17 protein-coding genes are annotated in these 14,312 nt (G+C 72.7%); 13 read left to right on the top strand and 4 right to left on the bottom strand.

The features are described 5' to 3' along the window. Window positions 1–13 precede the first annotated feature (13 nt). Entirely contained in the window at window positions 14–478 is a 465-nt protein-coding gene (locus AMOR_RS11725; protein WP_248361249.1) for an acyl-CoA thioesterase, read from the top strand. On the opposite strand, the gene AMOR_RS11720 is transcribed toward AMOR_RS11725, so the two are convergent. Next, window positions 475–1,830 (bottom strand): neutral/alkaline non-lysosomal ceramidase N-terminal domain-containing protein, encoded by a 1,356-nt coding sequence (locus AMOR_RS11720; RefSeq protein WP_248361247.1) that lies wholly within the window; start codon window positions 1,828–1,830, stop codon window positions 475–477. The two genes, AMOR_RS11725 and AMOR_RS11720, sit on opposite strands and share 4 nt — an antisense overlap. Before the next feature lie 27 nt (window positions 1,831–1,857). On the opposite strand from AMOR_RS11720, the gene purF reads away from it, so the two are divergent. Then, entirely contained in the window at window positions 1,858–3,315 is a 1,458-nt protein-coding gene (gene purF / locus AMOR_RS11715; protein WP_248361245.1) for an amidophosphoribosyltransferase, read from the top strand. A 7-nt stretch (window positions 3,316–3,322) separates the two neighbouring features. On the opposite strand, the gene AMOR_RS11710 is transcribed toward purF, so the two are convergent. Continuing rightward, a complete protein-coding gene (locus AMOR_RS11710) occupies window positions 3,323–4,129 on the bottom strand; it encodes a PilZ domain-containing protein (protein ID WP_248361243.1) in 807 nt (268 codons plus the stop codon). A gap of 125 nt (window positions 4,130–4,254) precedes the next feature. Here AMOR_RS11710 and AMOR_RS11705 point away from each other — a divergent pair, with 125 nt between their 5' ends. The 3 genes from AMOR_RS11705 (at window position 4,255) to AMOR_RS11695 (ending at window position 6,367) form a co-directional block, all read left to right on the top strand. Then, window positions 4,255–5,370 (top strand): RMD1 family protein, encoded by a 1,116-nt coding sequence (locus AMOR_RS11705; protein ID WP_248361241.1) that lies wholly within the window; start codon window positions 4,255–4,257, stop codon window positions 5,368–5,370. Between the two features lie 181 nt (window positions 5,371–5,551). Further along, complete coding sequence (locus tag AMOR_RS11700) at window positions 5,552–5,839, top strand: HU family DNA-binding protein (protein WP_242395285.1); 288 nt, start codon at window positions 5,552–5,554, stop codon at window positions 5,837–5,839. Window positions 5,840–5,935: 96 nt separating this feature from the next. After that, the gene (locus AMOR_RS11695; protein WP_248361239.1) at window positions 5,936–6,367 is read left to right on the top strand and encodes a GNAT family N-acetyltransferase; all 432 of its coding nucleotides are present in this window, start codon (window positions 5,936–5,938) and stop codon (window positions 6,365–6,367) included. A gap of 26 nt (window positions 6,368–6,393) precedes the next feature. Here AMOR_RS11695 and AMOR_RS11690 read toward each other — a convergent pair whose 3' ends face one another. Further along, complete coding sequence (locus tag AMOR_RS11690) at window positions 6,394–7,140, bottom strand: response regulator (RefSeq protein ID WP_248361237.1); 747 nt, start codon at window positions 7,138–7,140, stop codon at window positions 6,394–6,396. 150 nt (window positions 7,141–7,290) lie between these two features. Here AMOR_RS11690 and AMOR_RS11685 point away from each other — a divergent pair, with 150 nt between their 5' ends. Genes AMOR_RS11685 through plsY form a run of 7 tightly spaced genes read left to right on the top strand, consistent with a single transcriptional unit; the run spans window position 7,291 to window position 12,061 of the window. Beyond that, window positions 7,291–7,818: a complex I 24 kDa subunit family protein gene (locus AMOR_RS11685; protein WP_248361235.1), complete on the top strand. Its 528-nt coding sequence runs from the start codon at window positions 7,291–7,293 to the stop codon at window positions 7,816–7,818. After that, window positions 7,815–9,140 carry an NADH-quinone oxidoreductase subunit NuoF gene (gene nuoF, locus AMOR_RS11680; RefSeq protein ID WP_248361233.1) on the top strand — a complete coding sequence of 442 codons (1,326 nt, stop codon included), beginning with the start codon at window positions 7,815–7,817 and terminating at the stop codon, window positions 9,138–9,140. The genes AMOR_RS11685 and nuoF overlap by 4 nt, the downstream gene beginning before the upstream one ends. A gap of 8 nt (window positions 9,141–9,148) precedes the next feature. Further along, the gene (locus AMOR_RS11675) at window positions 9,149–9,655 is read left to right on the top strand and encodes an NADH-quinone oxidoreductase subunit J (protein WP_248361231.1); all 507 of its coding nucleotides are present in this window, start codon (window positions 9,149–9,151) and stop codon (window positions 9,653–9,655) included. 1 nt (window position 9,656) lies between these two features. After that, window positions 9,657–9,956: an NADH-quinone oxidoreductase subunit NuoK gene (nuoK, locus tag AMOR_RS11670; protein WP_248361229.1), complete on the top strand. Its 300-nt coding sequence runs from the start codon at window positions 9,657–9,659 to the stop codon at window positions 9,954–9,956. A 52-nt stretch (window positions 9,957–10,008) separates the two neighbouring features. Continuing rightward, complete coding sequence (locus tag AMOR_RS11665) at window positions 10,009–11,046, top strand: YIP1 family protein (RefSeq protein ID WP_248361227.1); 1,038 nt, start codon at window positions 10,009–10,011, stop codon at window positions 11,044–11,046. After that, complete coding sequence (locus tag AMOR_RS11660; RefSeq protein ID WP_248361225.1) at window positions 11,043–11,453, top strand: DUF2752 domain-containing protein; 411 nt, start codon at window positions 11,043–11,045, stop codon at window positions 11,451–11,453. The genes AMOR_RS11665 and AMOR_RS11660 overlap by 4 nt, the downstream gene beginning before the upstream one ends. Next, window positions 11,450–12,061, top strand: a complete 612-nt coding sequence (plsY, locus tag AMOR_RS11655) for a glycerol-3-phosphate 1-O-acyltransferase PlsY (RefSeq protein WP_248361223.1) — start codon at window positions 11,450–11,452, stop codon at window positions 12,059–12,061. The genes AMOR_RS11660 and plsY overlap by 4 nt, the downstream gene beginning before the upstream one ends. A 58-nt stretch (window positions 12,062–12,119) precedes the next feature. Here the strand turns inward: plsY and AMOR_RS11650 are convergent, their stop codons facing one another. Further along, window positions 12,120–12,746 (bottom strand): OmpA family protein, encoded by a 627-nt coding sequence (locus AMOR_RS11650; protein ID WP_248361221.1) that lies wholly within the window; start codon window positions 12,744–12,746, stop codon window positions 12,120–12,122. A gap of 178 nt (window positions 12,747–12,924) precedes the next feature. Here AMOR_RS11650 and AMOR_RS11645 point away from each other — a divergent pair, with 178 nt between their 5' ends. Then, complete coding sequence (locus AMOR_RS11645; RefSeq protein WP_248361219.1) at window positions 12,925–14,298, top strand: MFS transporter; 1,374 nt, start codon at window positions 12,925–12,927, stop codon at window positions 14,296–14,298. Window positions 14,299–14,312 lie beyond the last annotated feature (14 nt).

Raw genomic sequence — 14,312 nt, 5'->3', positions numbered from 1 at the left:
CCCCCGAGGAGCCATGCGCTACACCAAGATCTTCATCGTCCGGTGGTCCGACTCCGACGCCAACGGCCACATGCGCAACACGGCCTACAGCGAGTACGCCATCGACACGCGGATGAGCTACCTCGCCGACCACGGCTTCCCCTACGAGAAGTTCGAGGAGATGGGCTTCGGGCCGGTGATCCTCCGCGAGGAGATCGACTACCTCCACGAGCTGCGGCTCGGCGAGACCGTCGAGGTGGACTTCACGCAGCTCGGCCTCGCGCCGGACGCGTCCCGGTTCAGGCTCGCGCACGACTTCTGGCGTCCGGGCGGGAAGAAGGTCGCCCGGATCGTCCTCAACGGCGGCTGGCTCGGGATGGAGACGCGGAAGCTGATCCGTCCGCCGGAGTCGCTCGTGTCGGCGATCTCGAGCGTGCCGCGCGCGGAGGGCTGGGAGGAGCTCCCGCCCATCCGCGCGAGGACGCCGGGCGGCGGCTAGCGACGGCGCGACGGGAGCGCGAGGGCCCCCTTCGTCCGGAGCGGCCCGGCCCCGCGGCGATCGTCGCGGAGGGCGTCGGCGACCGCGCCGACCGCCCGCTCCAGCCGCGGCGCCAGGTCGGGGCCGTAGTACGTCCGCCGGGTCTCGCCCTTCCCCTCGGCCATGACCTCGGGCGCCTCGACGTAGCCGACGTACCCGTCGGCGAGGGACAGGATCTCCGCGCCCGGTCCCGCGCGCTCCCGGAGGCGGGCGCCGACCTCCGCCGTCGGCTCCCCGGGGAGCGCGACGAGGAGCACCGGGCCGAGCCGGACCGCGCTCACCGCCGCCTGCGCCGGCATGCGGTCCGCCACGAGGTTCCGCGCCGCGCGCTCGACGAGCCGTGGCGCGGCGCCCGGGACCGGCGCCGGGAGCGTGACCAGCGCCCGGGCGAACGCGAGGGCCGGGGCGGCGTCGGCCGGCCCGAACTGCAGCTTGTCGACCTCGGTCGAGAGCGCGGCCGCGAACAGCTCCGGCGAGATCGCGCCGTCGGTGGGGAGCGAGACGGACTGGTCGCCGGACGCGCCCTGGAAGAGGAGCCGCACGCCGTGGCTGTTCACCGACAGGAAGGGTCCGCCCCAGTCGCCGGAGAGTGCGCGGTTCCTCTTGCCGAGCGTGGTCGGGTGGGCGGGGAAGAGCGCGAGCTCCGCGACGGGCGTCGCGTCCGGCCGCTCCAGGCGGAGCACGACGAGGCGCGCGTCCTTCGGCCCGCCGTTCCGGTTCCGGGCGAGCTTCTCGACGCGCGCCCGCGCCACCGCCAGGCGGGCCGGGCCCTCGGAGGCGGCGGCGTGGCGGATCGCGGTCGCGATGGTGCGGGCGATGGCGTCGCGGACGGCGGGGTCGAACGGCCCCGTCGCGAGCCGCTCGCCGGCGGCGTCGTCCCAGTACCCGCCGGGGCCGGCGTGGGTGTGCGTCGCCGCGAGCACGAGCCCGTCGAGGGGGACGTCGGCGAGCCGCGCCCGGACGGCCTCCTCGAGCGCATCCGGGACGAGCAGGAGCTCGGCAGAGACGAGGGCGACCCGGCACCCCGCCGCCTCCACCACGACCGCCCGCACGCTCACCCGGTTGCGGACGCCGGTCGCGTCGTACGAGAGCCGCGCGAACCCGCCGATCGGCGTCCCGGCGGGCAGCTCGAAGTCGAGCGTCGCCGCGCCGGCGGAGAGCGGGCCCCGCCCGCGCGCGACCGCCTCCATGCGGGGGGGCGCCTCGGGGCGCCGCGGCGGGGTCGGCACCGAGAGCAGGGCGGCGAGCGCTGCCGGGATTCCGAGCACGAGCGCGGCGACGAGGAGGAGCTTTCGGGTGGGACGCTTTTTCAAGCGTGGATCGTTATACTCCCGCGCTCCATGGGGTACGACGCCGTCTACGACAAGATGAAGGACGAGTGCGGCGTCTTCGGGATCTGGGCCGTCGGCCATTCCGAAGAAGCCGCGAACTTCACGTATCTCGGCCTGCACGCGCTGCAGCATCGCGGGCAGGAGTCGGCCGGCATCGTCGCGTCCGACGGCGAGACCCTCCACGTCCACCGGGACATGGGCCTCGTCGCCGACATCTTCAACGCCGAGGTGCTCGCGAAGCTGAAGGGCGGCGCCGCGATCGGGCACGTCCGCTACTCCACGACCGGCGCCTCGCACGTGAAGAACGCGCAGCCGCTCGCGGTCCAGTACGCGGGCGGCGCCATCGCCGTCGCGCACAACGGCAACCTCGTGAACGCCGAGGCGCTCCGCGCCGAGCTCGAGTCGCAGGGGTCGATCTTCACCGCGTCGACGGACACCGAGGTGGTGGTCCACCTGCTCGCCCGCGCGCGCCCGACCGGCGCGCCCGGCACGGTCGAGCACCTCCTCGGCTCGATCCGGCAGGCGCTGGGGAAGGTCTCCGGCGCGTACTCGATGCTGTTCATGACGCCGAAGGCGATCGTCGGCGTGCGCGATCCGATGGGGTTCCGCCCGCTCGTGCTCGGCCGCCTCAAGGGCAACTGGGTCCTCGCGAGCGAGACGACCGCCCTCGACCTCATCGAGGCCGACTACGTCCGCGAGGTCCACCCGGGCGAGATCGTCGTCATCGACGCGAGCGGCGTCCGCAGCGAGCGGCTGTTCCCCGAGCAGCGCCCGGCCACCCGCCTGGGCCGCTGCGTCTTCGAGCACATCTACTTCGCGCGGCCGGACTCGGTGCTCTTCGGCCGGAGCGTGTACGAGGTGCGCCACTCCTTCGGGAAGCAGCTCGCGAAGGAGCACTCGGTCGAGGCCGACCTCGTCGTCCCCGTCCCGGACTCGGGCGTGCCGGCGGCGATCGGCTACGCCGAGCAGAGCGGGATCCCGTTCGCGATGGGGCTCGTCCGCTCCCACTACGTCGGGCGCACCTTCATCGAGCCGCAGCAGTCGATCCGGCACTTCGGCGTGAAGCTCAAGCTGAACGCGCTCCGGGGCGTGCTCACCGGCAAGCGCGTCGTCGTCGTGGACGACTCGGTCGTGCGCGGCACCACCAGCCGGAAGATCGTGAAGATGATCCGCGCCGCGGGCGCGACCGAGGTCCACCTCCGGATCAGCTCCCCGCCGACCGCGTGGCCCTGCTACTACGGCATCGACACGCCGACGCGGCAGGAGCTCATCGCGAGCACGCACACGACCCCGGAGATCGCGACCTACGTGACCGCGGACAGCCTCGGCTACCTTTCGCTCGAGGGGCTGTACGCGGCGATCGGCGACGAGCGGACCGGCTTCTGCGACGCGTGCTTCTCCGGCGAGTACCTGATCGAGTTCCCGAAGCGCCCCGCGCAGACGCCGCTGCGCGTCGTCGGCGGGTGACCGCCGCTCAGGCCCAGCGCGCGATCCGTTCCAGCTGCTCCTGGATGACGTGGTCCGACGGGGCCGCCGCGAGCGCGTCGGCGAACCGGCGCGCCGCGAGCTGGATCCGGCCCGCGGCGAGGTGCGAGAGCCCCTCGTCGTAGAGGCGCTGCGCGGCCGACGACCGGGGCGTGTCCGGCACGGCCTGCGCCGCGTTGGCGGTGTCCGCCTGCTCGAGCACGCCGCGCCAGACGAGCGGTCCGGTCGCCTCCGCGGGATCGAGCACGACGAGCCGCCGAGCGACGAGCGAGAACAGCGCCCCGAGCAGCCGCTCCGAGGACGCGCCGAAGGAGCGGACCAGCGCGTCGACGGTGACGCCCGCGCCGATGCGGCGGAGGATCGTGACCTCGTCGGCCGTGAAGTCCACGACGAGTCGCGGCGGCGCACCGAGGTGGACGCGGGTCGCTCGCGCGAGGACGTCCGGCGCGCGGCGGGCGGCGCGCGCGGCGGCGGGATCCGCCTCGAGGAGCGTCTCGAACCAGGCGCGGTCGGTCTCCGACGCGTCGAACGCGACGCCGAGGCGCGAGGGCGCCTGCGGGCGCGACCAGATGACCGTGCCGGCCACGCGGACCTCCCGCCCGATCACCGCGCAGTCGATGCGGAGCTTAACGTCCCGGCCCGGCGCGACGAGGCGCGGCGTCACGAGCTGGCAGCCGCGCGGGCCGAGGTCCTCGGTGTCCGCGCGCCACGTCGAGAAGCGGTGCCGCACCTCCACCGGGAGGCGGACGGGGACGCGCGGCGCGCGGCGCGGATTCGGGACGTCGTTCGTGGCCAACGGAGCCCCTGGGCGACCTGCGACTCATTGTCGCGGCTGCGCGCGCCGGCAAGGCTCTCGTCAGGTGTCCCCGCACAGGGGATTCCCGGGCCGGCGCCGGACGCCTCGGCTAAGCTCCGCCGCGGATGAACGGGCAAGTGCCTGCGGTGGTGGACGGGGACGTGCTCGTCTACCGGCTCTTCGACGTCGCCGACGCCGTGGACCTCGTGCGGGCGGAGGAGGTCGTCTCCGCGCCGAAGTCCCGGCTCCGGCTCGCCGGCGCGCAGTCCGCCTCGGCGCTCGAGTTCCCCCGGCCCCCCCTGCACGTGGCGCTCGGGCAGCGCGCGCTGCCCCTCGCCTCGGGGCCGCGCCAGGTCGAGGCGAGCGCGCACGTGTACGACTACGGCGTGGTGTCGGTCCGCTACAAGCTGCGGATCGCGCCGGGCACGGCCCTCTCCGAGCTGGTGCCCCTCGCGGAGGAGCTCTTCGTGGAGCCGGCCCCGGCGCTCGACACCGAGGCGCGCCGCGAGGTGGAGGCGATCGCCCGGGACCTCGGGCCAGCGCTGGAGCGCCCCCACTCCTGGGAGGGCCTCGAGAGCTACCAGGTCTTCCTCGTCCGCGCCTTCGAGGGCGGCCCGTTCCGCGCCCTGGACCTGCTCGCCCGCGCGCCCGTCCCGGAGCTCCTCCTCGGCGAGACCAGCGAGACGCCGCTCTCCGCCGCCGAGCGCCAGGACGTCCTTTCGCACCACTTCTCCTACCTCGAGGACGACCTCGCGGTGGTGCACTGGAACAGCGCCTTCGTCTCCGAGCCGTCCGGCGTGGAGGACATCCCCGACCTGCTCGAGTTCGCGACCGCCCACCTCCTCGAGCTGCGCTACTACGACGCCCTCCTGGACCGCGCGCTGCACCGCATCTACGACGACATCGAGACCGGCGGCACGCCCCTCGCGAACATCTTCACCCGCAAGTACCGGAAGCTGCAGCGCAGCACCGCGGCGCTCCTCCTCGAGATCTCCGAGATGATCGAAAGGCTGGAAAATGCGGTGAAAATCGTGGGCGACTTCTACCTCGCCCGCCTCTACCAGGCGGCGGTCCGGCGCTTCCGGCTCCCCGCCTGGCAGGAGACGGTCCTCCGGAAGCAGCGGCTCGTCGCCGAGGTGAACGACCTCATCGGCGACTCGGCCGACACGAGCCGCGCCGAGCTCATGGAGCTCGCCGTCATCGCCCTCATCGCGTTCGAGATCGTCGCAGCCCTCAAGTGAACTCGCAGTGCGAGTCCGAACGCCCTTTTTCCGGGCATTCCCGGAGGTGGGTGTCACGGGAGGCCCATTTTTCAGGCGATCCGTGCAGCGATGAAGTTGACGCCGTGATCCGGAAGCGATATCTGCTCGGACCGACGCCGCTTCACACTCCCGCGGCGAGGCGACAGGAGGGATCCCCTACATGACGCAGGCTCAGTTCTTCCAGGCGGTGGCCGAGGGTTCGCAGGTCTCCAAGGCGCAGGTTCGGGCGGTGTTCCAGGCGGTCGAGGAGGTCGTGACGAAGCGCCTCAAGGCCGAGGGGAAGATCCCGCTCGGCGGTCTCGGCGCGGTGAAGCTCGTCGACCGCAAGGCCCGCATCGGCCGCAACCCGGCGACCGGCGAGCAGATCAAGATCCCGGCCCGCACCGCGATCAAGCTCACGCCGGCGAAGGCGCTGAAGGACATCTTCAACAAGAAGGCGAAGAAGTAGTCCTTCGGTCCGCCGCGGGCCCGCGCACGGGCCCTACCGCAACGCGACGCCCGCCGGGTTCCCGGCGGGCGTCCGTCGTTTCACGGGAGGTCGAAGATGCCGATCACCGTCGTGGCCGCGGATACCGCCGCGCTCCGCGCCGAGGCGTACGCGCTCCGGCACCGCGTCTTCGTCGTCGAGCAGAAGGTGCCGGTCGAGCTCGAGCGCGACGCGCAGGACGACGCCGCGTTCCACGCGGTCGCCCTCGACGGCGCCCGGTGCGTCGGGACCGGCCGGCTCGTTCGCCAGCCGGACGGCACCGGGCGGATCGGCCGGATGGCGGTGGACGCCGCGTACCGGCGCGCCGGGGTGGGGGCGCGCGTGCTCGCGGCCCTCGAGGCGCACGCCCGCGCCGAGGGGATCGCCGAGATCGAGCTCCACGCGCAGTGCTACGTCGAGGCCTTCTACCGGCGGCACGGCTACGCGCCCGTCGGCGACGTCTTCGAGGAGGCGGGCATCGCCCACGTGGTGATGCGGAAACGAGCCTGAGCGGCGCGGAGCGCCGGCGGCGCGCCTCAGCTCCGGACCTTGAGGAGCGTCCGCACCGTCGCGATGATGTCCGCGAACTGCACCGGCTTCTGCAGGTAGACGTCGACGCCGAGATCGACGGCGCGCGCCCGCGCGTCGGCGCCGCCCGCGCTGATCACGAGCACGGGGGTCTCCATGAGCGCCGGATCGCCGCGCATCCGCTCGACCAGCGTGAAGCCGTCCATCACCGGCATGTAGAGGTCGGCCATGACCAGGTCGACCTTCGGCGGGGTCGCGAGCCGGAGCAGCGCCTCGTGGCCGTTCGAGGCGAACTCCACCCCGACGTCCACGCCCCCCTCGCCGGCCTTCAGCTTGCGGAGCGCGTAGTCGTACATCTCGACGACGTGCGGGTTGTCCTCGACGACGAGGACCCGGAACCCCTGCCGCGCCTTCCCGAGGCCGGTCCGCGCGGTCTCGGCGAGGCGGGCGAGCTTGTGCCGGTCGTCGATGCGGTCGAACGGGATCTTCACCGCAACGCCGCCCGGCCCCTCGGACGTCGCGGGCCGGCGCCGCACCACCTCGACCTCGACCTCGAGCGGATCGAGGAGGCCGGGGAAGCTCACGACGAGCGGGACCCGCTCGCCCTCGGCGAGGGCGCGATCGGTGCGGATGAAGAGACCGCCGGCGGATAGGTTCTCGGTGGCGTCGCGGACCGCGGAGGGCGAGCCCGGATAATCCACCCTCAGGACGAGGGGGACGCGAGGATCGCGGCGCTTTTCTGGTCCCTCGGCCATCCGGCGGGCGAGAGTATAGCGCGACGGCCGCTCGCCGGTCGCCGGCGTGTTCTGGCGAGAAATCGCAGTAAATGGAGCGGCCTTCTCCTTGACAATACTACCTTGCCTCACTAGCCTGCCCCGGATTTCGCCCAGACTTCTCGGACCTTTATGACGAAACCAGCGTCGGTTGGTGCGGTCGAAGAACTGCCCCGCGAGAAGGTCGAGCACTTCGATCGGGAGCTGCAGGTGGTGCTGAAGCGCTACCCGCCCGATCGGAAGGCTGCCGCCATGATCCCGGCCCTCCGCATCGGCCAGGAGGTGTTCGGCTACCTCTCCCCCGCGGTGCAGCGGCTCTGCGCCGATCGCCTCGGCACGTCGCCGGCGCGCGCGGAGGAGGTCGCGACCTTCTACGTGATGTTCCACGACGATCCACCCGGGAAGCACGTCGTGGAGATCTGCACGAACGTGTCCTGCTGCCTGACCGGGGGCGAGCGGATCTTCGAGTACCTGAAGAAGAAGCTCGAGCTCGCGAACGCGGGGCCCAAGGGCCAGACGACGCGCGACGGCCGCATCACCCTCCGCGAGGTCGAGTGCCTCGGCGCGTGCGGCACCGCGCCGGCGATGCTCGTCGACGAGGAGATGTACGAGCGGCTCGACATCCAGAAGGTCGATCAGATCGTCGGAGGCCTCAAGTGAGCGAGACGCTCATCCTCACGAAGCGCTGGGGGAAGCCGAACTCCGCCACGCTCGAGAGCTACCGCCAGGACGGTGGCTACCAGGCGCTCGACAAGGCGCTCGGGATGGATCCCGCCGCCGTCGTCGACGAGGTGAAGAAGTCGAACCTCCGCGGCCGCGGCGGCGCCGGCTTCGCCACCGGCCTCAAGTGGACGTTCCTCCCGAAGGACGTCCGCCCGCGTTACCTCACGGTGAACGCCGACGAGTCCGAGCCCGGCACGTTCAAGGACCGCTACATCATCGAGCACGACCCGCACATGCTCCTCGAGGGCATCGCGCTCACGTGCTACGCGCTCGACATCCACCTCGCGTACATCTACATCCGCGGCGAGTTCGCGAAGCAGGCCCGCGCGCTCGAGAAGGCCATCGCGGAGGCGAACGCGGCGGGGATCATCGGCCCGCGGCTCCTCGGCAAGAAGGACTTCGACCTGCAGATCAGCGTGCACCGCGGCGCGGGCGCGTACATCTGCGGCGAGGAGTCGGCGCTCCTCGAGTCGCTCGAGGGCAAGAAGGGCTACCCGCGCCTCAAGCCGCCGTTCCCGGCGGTGGTGGGCCTCTGGGGCAAGCCGACCATCATCAACAACGTCGAGACCATCGCGAACGTCCCCTGGATCGTCGCGAACGGCGGCGAGGCGTTCGCCGCGCTCGGCGTGGGCAAGTCCGGCGGCACGCGCCTCTTCGGCGTCTCCGGCCACGTGAACCGGCCGGGCGTCTACGAGAAGCCGGTCCACTACAACCTGAAGAAGCTCATCATGGAGGACGCGGGCGGGATCGTCGGCGGCCGGAAGCTCAAGGCCGTGATCCCCGGCGGCTCCTCCGCGCCGGTGCTCGCCGCGAGCGAGATCGACATCTCGCTCGAGTTCGACGCGGTGAAGGCGGCCGGCTCGATGTCCGGGTCGGGCGGCGTCATCGTGTTCGACGAGTCCACCTGCATGGTGCGCGCGCTCGCCCGGATCTCGAAGTTCTACGCCGAGGAGAGCTGCGGCCAGTGCACGCCCTGTCGCGAGGGCACCTCCTGGATGGAGGGCATCGTCGAGAAGATCGAGCACGGGCACGCGACCGCGGCGGACGTGGCGAAGCTCGAGCAGGTCGCCGGGAACATCGCCGGCCAGACCATCTGCGCGCTCGGCGACGCCGCGGCGATGCCGGTCCAGTCCTTCCTCAAGAAGTTCAAGCACGAGTTCCTGCAGCACGTGGAGGAGCGCCGCTGCCCGCACGGCGACCACGGCTGGGGCCTCGACCAGTCCTCCCGCGCCGCCCGCGTCGGGGCGATCACCTACTAGGAGGGCCGATGAGCGTCACGGCCGAGCAGGTCATCTTCTGGATCTTCGCCGTCCCGCTCGTGGTCACGGCGTGCGGCGTCGTGGTGTCGCGGAACCCCGTCTACGCGGCGATGAACCTCGTCGCGGCGTTCTTCTTCATGGCGGGGATCTACATCCTCCTCGTCGCCCACCTCGTCGCGTTCATGCAGATCCTGGTGTACGCGGGCGCGGTGATGGTGCTGTTCCTCTTCGTCATCATGCTGCTCTCGCTCGACGAGCACGTGGTGATGAAGGAGCAGCACCGGGCGATCCAGATCATCGGCGCCCTGGGCGTGGTGATGCTCGTCGCGGTGATCGCGTCCGCGATCGCCGACGTGAACGGGGGTGCCCCCGCGGTGCTCTCGCCCGAGTTCGGCACCGTGAAGGCGGTCGGGAAGGTGCTCTTCACGCAGTACCTCCTGCCGTTCGAGGTGACGAGCATCCTCCTCCTCGCCGCCATCGTGGGCGCCGTCGTCGTCGCGAAGGAGCGGATCTGACATGAGCGTCCAGTACTACCTCTGGCTCGCCGCGATCCTCTTCGGCATCGGCCTCGTCGGCGTCCTCACGAAGCGCAACGCCCTCATCGTCATGATGAGCGTCGAGCTGATGCTCAACGCGGCGAACCTCACGTTCCTCGCGTTCGCCCGGCAGACGGGCAACATCAGCGGCCACGTCATCGCGTTCTTCGTCATCGCCGTCGCGGCGGCCGAAGCCGCGGTCGGCCTCGCGGTCGTCATCGCGATCTACCGGTCGCGCGGCGCGGTGAACGTGGACGAGGTCCGCGCGCTCCGCGAGTAGCCCGGCTTTTCCGGCGGCGCGGCGGGGCGGGGGCGCGGTAAGCTTCCGCGCCATGCTCGCTCGCTGCGCCCGCTGCCAGGGCACGTTCACGACGGATCGCTTCGGCCGGCAGTTCTGCCCGCACTGCGGCTCGGAGCTCGACCTCGCCGATCCCAACGCCCCGCGGCCTCCGCCGGCCCCCGGCGCCGGTGCGCCGCCCGCCCCCGGAGAGCCGCCGCCGCCCGGCGCGGGCGCCCAGCCGCCCCCGGGCGAGCTCCCCCCGCCCCCTCCGCCTCCGCCCGGCGGCTACGGCCCGCCCGGCGGGTTCGGCTACGGCGGCCCCGGCGGCACGGGGTTCCCGCCCCCGCCTCCCGGCGGCGGCTGGGGCCCGCCCCCCGGCGGCCCCGGAGGGCCCGGCCCGTTCGAGCCCGAGCTGCCCGCGCCGTTCGCGGAGCGGCAGACCCGCGGCCTCTTCTCCGCGTTCTTCGAGACCTGGAAGCTCGCCGCGACCGATCCCCAGCGCTTCTTCCGCCGCGTTCGCATCGACCAGTCCGGGAGCGCGGTCCTCTTCGGGGTGATCGCGTACTCGTTCGGCAACGCGGTCCAGGGCGTCTACAGCTACGTGACCGGGCAGCAGACGCTCGTCGCGGCCGAGCGCGCGATGCACGACCTCCCGCCCGAGGCGGCGGAGATGGCGCGGAAGGTCCTCGGCATGTTCGCGGGGCCCGCCGTGCTCGCCTCGGTCGTCCTGTCGCCGGTGATGGCGCTCATCGGCATCTACCTCTCCGCCGCGATCGTCCACCTGCTCCTCATGCTGTTCAAGGGCGCGGCGCGCGGGTTCGACGCGACGCTCACCGCGGTCGGGTACGCGTACGGCCTCTACCTCCTGCTCGCGGTGCCGGGGTGCGGGAGCCTGATCGCGGCCGTGTGGTACCTCGTCGTGCTCGTCATCGGGCTCGGGCAGACGCAGCGCTGCGGGCCCGGCAAGTCGGCGGCGGCGGTGTTCGCGCCGGCGATCCTCCTGTGTGTCTGCTGCTGCGCGGCGTTCGGGCTCGGGTTCGGCGCGGTGCTCCGCGACGCCGCCCACAAGACCCAGCAGGTGAACCTGTGACCGCGCTCGTGACGCTCCGGCGCACCGAGCGCTTCGGGCACCCCGAGGTGTTCGCCGTGATCGGCGCGCTGTCCTTCCTCGTCGCGCGGTTCGCGCCGGTGCTCTCCCTCGGCTACGTCTGCCCGCTGAAGGCGCTCGCGGGCATCCCGTGCGCCACCTGCGGGATGACGCACGCGTTCGTCGCGCTCGCGCACGGCGACCTCGCCGCGGCCGTCTCCGCGAGCCCGCTCGGCGCCGCGCTCGCCGCCGCCGCGTGGGCCTACGCCGCGATCGATCTCGTCCGCGCGGCCGCCGGGTGGCCGCTCCCGGTCCCGGCGGCGCGGGCCTGGCGCGGCGCCACCGCCGTCGGCATCGCCCTCCTCCTCGCGAACTGGGCGTGGCTCGTGGCGCGCGGGAGCGGGGCATGAGCGGGACCGCTCTCGGGGCCGCCCTGGTCCTCCTCGGCTACCTGTCCGGCTCCGTGCCCTACGGCGTCGTGCTCGGGAAGCTCTTCCTCGGCGTCGACGTCCGGACGGTCGGGTCGGGCAACATCGGCGCGACCAACGTCGCCCGCGCCGGCGGGAAGGGGATGGGCGTCGCGGTCGTGATCCTCGACGCGGCGAAGGCGATGCTCCCCATCGTGCTCGCGCAGCGGCTGCTCGCCGGCGCGCCGCACGCCGAGCTCTGGGTGATGGCGGTCGCGATCGCCGCGTTCGCCGGGCACCTGTTCCCGGTCTGGCTCGGGTTCAAGGGCGGCAAGGGCGTCGCGACCGGGCTCGGCATCTTCGCGGTGCTCGCGCCGTGGGCCGCGCTCGCCGGCCTCGTCGCGTACCTCGTCGCCTACCTCGCGACGCGCATCTCGTCGGTGGGATCGCTCCTCGGCACCACCGCCTGCGTCGTGGGCGGGTTCTTCGTCAACGGCGCCGCGAGCCCCATCTCCTGGGCCGGCGTCGCCATCGGGGCGCTCATCTTCCTCCGCCACCGCGAGAACATCCGGCGGCTCGTGCGCGGGGAAGAGAAGAAGATGAAGGTGTGAACGAAGACGGCGGGCGCGCTCGTCGAGCACGCCCGCCGCCGGTGACTTCCTCGCGCCGCTACGTCGCGTTCGGCACGTCGATGTGCAGCTCGACGCGGCGGTTCTTGGCGCGACCGTCGGCGGTGCCGTTGTCGGCGACCGGCCGGACCTCGCCCATCCCGAGCGCCGTGATCTGCTTCTCCTGGACGCCGCGGCCGACGAGGAGCGACTTCACGGAGTCCGCGCGGCGGAGCGACAGCTCCTCGTTCGTCTTGTTCGAGCCGGTCGAGTCCGTGTAACCCTCGATCCGCACGCGGTCGTCCGAGTACTTGGCGATGACGTCGCCGAGCTGGGTCAGCTGCTCGATCGCCTCGGGCTTCAAGGCGGCGCTCCCGGTGTCGAACAGGATGTCGCCCTTCAGCTGGACGATGAGGCCGTTGTCGGTGCGCTTCGTCTCGGCGATCTTCTCGAGCTCCTTGTGCTGCTTGTCGAGGTAGAGGCCGACGGAGCCGCCGGCGAGGGCGCCGACGCCCGCGCCGATGAGCGCGCCCTTCTTGCCGCCTGCGAGGGCGCCGACGCCGGCGCCGAGGAGGCCGCCCGCGCCCGCGCCGATGGCGGTGCGCTTGCCGGCGGTCTCGCAGCCGACGACGAGGAAGGCCGCCAGCGCGGCGGCGGCGGTGAGGCGGACGGAGCGGCGATTCTTCATGACCAGAGACCTCCAGTGACGACGACGTTCGTGAACGGCCGAACCCTTTAGCACCGGTCGCGGGGGCGGCACCAGCCGCGGCCAGGTGCCCGACCGGGGGACGACCCGGCCGACGGTCGGGTCGGGGACGCCGCGGAGCGCGTTGCGCGGCGCCCGGCGACCGCCTAGGGTCGCCCACATGCGACCCGCCGAGACCTCCGGCCCGCAGGCGTCCCCGGCCGGATGGCTCGACCGGCTCGGCCTCGGCAGGCCCGAGCTGCGGGCGTGGGCACTCTATGACTGCGCCAACTCGGCAGCGGTAACGTCCATCGTCACCGCGATCTTCCCCGTCTACTTCGGTGCGGTCGCAGGCGCGGATCTCCCACCTGCACTCACCACGGAGCGCTACGCGGTCGCGACCACGATCGCGCTCGTCGTCGTCGCGGCGCTCGCGCCGCTCCTCGGCACCGTCGCCGACCTGCGCCCGTGGAAGAAGCCGCTGCTTTCGGCCTTTGCGGCCGTCGGGATCGCCGGCACCGCCGCGATGGCCCTCGTCGGCAAGGGCGACTGGCTCCTCGGCGCGGCGCTGCTCGTCGTCGTGAACGTCGGCCTGATGGGCAGCTTCGTCTTCTACGACGCGCTCCTCCCGCACGTCGCGCGGGAGGACGAGCTCGACCGCGTCTCGTCGGCGGGCTACGCCGTCGGGTACCTCGGCGGCGGCGCGCTGCTCGCCGTGCAGCTCCTCGCGATCCTCCGGCCGGCGTGGTTCGGGCTGCCGCACGGGCCCGGCCTCTCGAGCGCGCAGGCGACGCTCCCGACCCGCCTCTCGTTCCTGTCGGTGGCGATCTGGTGGGCCGTGTTCACCATCCCGCTCCTCCGGCGCGTGCGGGAGCCCGCCGCAGCCGCGGAGGGCGACGGCGCGCCGGTGCTCCGGCTCGCCTTCTCGCGCCTCGCGCGCACCGCGCGCACGCTCCGCGCCTACCCGCAGGCCGCGCTGATGCTCCTCGCCTTCCTCGTCTACAACGACGGCATCGGCACCATCATCCGGATGGCGACGATCTACGGGACCGAGCTCGGGCTCCCGAGCGGCGCGCTCATCGCGGCGATCCTGCTCGTGCAGTTCATCGGGATCCCGTTCGCGTTCCTGTTCGGGATGGTGGCCCACCGCGTCGGCGCGAAGCGCGCGGTCACGGGTGGCCTCGTCGTCTACACCGCCGTGGCGGTGCTCGGGTACTTCACCACCACCGCGGTGCACTTCTTTGCGCTCGCGATCCTGGTCGGGATCGTCCAGGGCGGGACGCAGGCGCTCTCGCGCTCGCTGTTCGCGAGCCTCGTGCCGCGCCGGCTCTCGGGCGAGTTCTTCGGGTTCTTCGCGGTGGTGGAGAAGGTCGCCGGGATCTTCGGTCCAGGCATCTACGCCGTCACCATCGCGCTCACGGGCTCCTCCCGCGGCGCGATCCTGTCCGTGATCGCGTTCTTCGCGGTCGGCGCGGCGCTGCTCCTCCGGGTGGACGTCGAGGCGGGCCGGCGCGCGGCGGAGGCGGGCGAGGCGAGCGCGGCGAGGCCGGGGTGACGCCCGGGTCCGTG

This window comes from Anaeromyxobacter oryzae, assembly GCF_023169945.1.
GTDB lineage: Bacteria > Myxococcota > Myxococcia > Myxococcales > Anaeromyxobacteraceae > Anaeromyxobacter > Anaeromyxobacter oryzae.
This window is presented reverse-complemented; position numbering and strand designations above follow the sequence as displayed.

What these genes read in the sequence shown, in the direction of transcription:
- AMOR_RS11690 (WP_248361237.1), bottom strand. Translation starts at nt 7,140, where the DNA reads ATGGCCGAGGGACCAGAAAAGCGCCGCGATCCTCGCGTCCCCCTCGTC.
- AMOR_RS11705 (WP_248361241.1), top strand. Translation starts at nt 4,255, where the DNA reads ATGAACGGGCAAGTGCCTGCGGTGGTGGACGGGGACGTGCTCGTCTAC.
- AMOR_RS11675 (WP_248361231.1), top strand. Translation starts at nt 9,149, where the DNA reads ATGAGCGTCACGGCCGAGCAGGTCATCTTCTGGATCTTCGCCGTCCCG.
- AMOR_RS11650 (WP_248361221.1), bottom strand. Translation starts at nt 12,746, where the DNA reads ATGAAGAATCGCCGCTCCGTCCGCCTCACCGCCGCCGCCGCGCTGGCG.
- purF (WP_248361245.1), top strand. Translation starts at nt 1,858, where the DNA reads ATGGGGTACGACGCCGTCTACGACAAGATGAAGGACGAGTGCGGCGTC.
- AMOR_RS11645 (WP_248361219.1), top strand. Translation starts at nt 12,925, where the DNA reads ATGCGACCCGCCGAGACCTCCGGCCCGCAGGCGTCCCCGGCCGGATGG.
- plsY (WP_248361223.1), top strand. Translation starts at nt 11,450, where the DNA reads ATGAGCGGGACCGCTCTCGGGGCCGCCCTGGTCCTCCTCGGCTACCTG.
- AMOR_RS11700 (WP_242395285.1), top strand. Translation starts at nt 5,552, where the DNA reads ATGACGCAGGCTCAGTTCTTCCAGGCGGTGGCCGAGGGTTCGCAGGTC.
- AMOR_RS11725 (WP_248361249.1), top strand. Translation starts at nt 14, where the DNA reads ATGCGCTACACCAAGATCTTCATCGTCCGGTGGTCCGACTCCGACGCC.
- nuoK (WP_248361229.1), top strand. Translation starts at nt 9,657, where the DNA reads ATGAGCGTCCAGTACTACCTCTGGCTCGCCGCGATCCTCTTCGGCATC.
- AMOR_RS11695 (WP_248361239.1), top strand. Translation starts at nt 5,936, where the DNA reads ATGCCGATCACCGTCGTGGCCGCGGATACCGCCGCGCTCCGCGCCGAG.
- AMOR_RS11685 (WP_248361235.1), top strand. Translation starts at nt 7,291, where the DNA reads ATGACGAAACCAGCGTCGGTTGGTGCGGTCGAAGAACTGCCCCGCGAG.
- AMOR_RS11665 (WP_248361227.1), top strand. Translation starts at nt 10,009, where the DNA reads ATGCTCGCTCGCTGCGCCCGCTGCCAGGGCACGTTCACGACGGATCGC.